This is a genomic window from Sphingomonas sp. 2378, assembly GCF_038084995.1.
Taxonomy (GTDB): Bacteria; Pseudomonadota; Alphaproteobacteria; order Sphingomonadales; family Sphingomonadaceae; genus Sphingomonas.
Genome location: NZ_JAXCMJ010000168.1, coordinates 1 through 232, shown reverse-complemented (window position 1 = coordinate 232; position 232 = coordinate 1). Strand labels below are relative to the sequence as shown.

1 protein-coding gene is annotated in these 232 nt (G+C 66.4%); it reads right to left on the bottom strand.

Features of this window, described 5'->3' with window-relative positions; translation table 11 throughout:
• A partial coding sequence (locus SM191_RS19780; RefSeq protein ID WP_341507685.1) for a YDG domain-containing protein occupies positions 1-232 on the bottom strand: 232 nt, incomplete at both ends.

Here is a 232-nt window from a genome sequence, read left to right as displayed (position 1 = left end):
TCAGCGCCATGCCCGACACCGTCACCCGCTTGCCCGTGCCGGCATTCTTGTCGGCATAGGCGGCGCTGGTGGCGGTCACGGTGACCGCATCGCCCGCGATCACGCCCGCCAGATTGGCCGGCAGCAGCGTCGCCATCGTCGTGCCGTCATAGACCTTGCTGACCGTACCGCTCAGGTCGCCCGTCAACTGCCTCTTGGAGATGGTACCCGTGGCATCGACCTTGCTGATCGT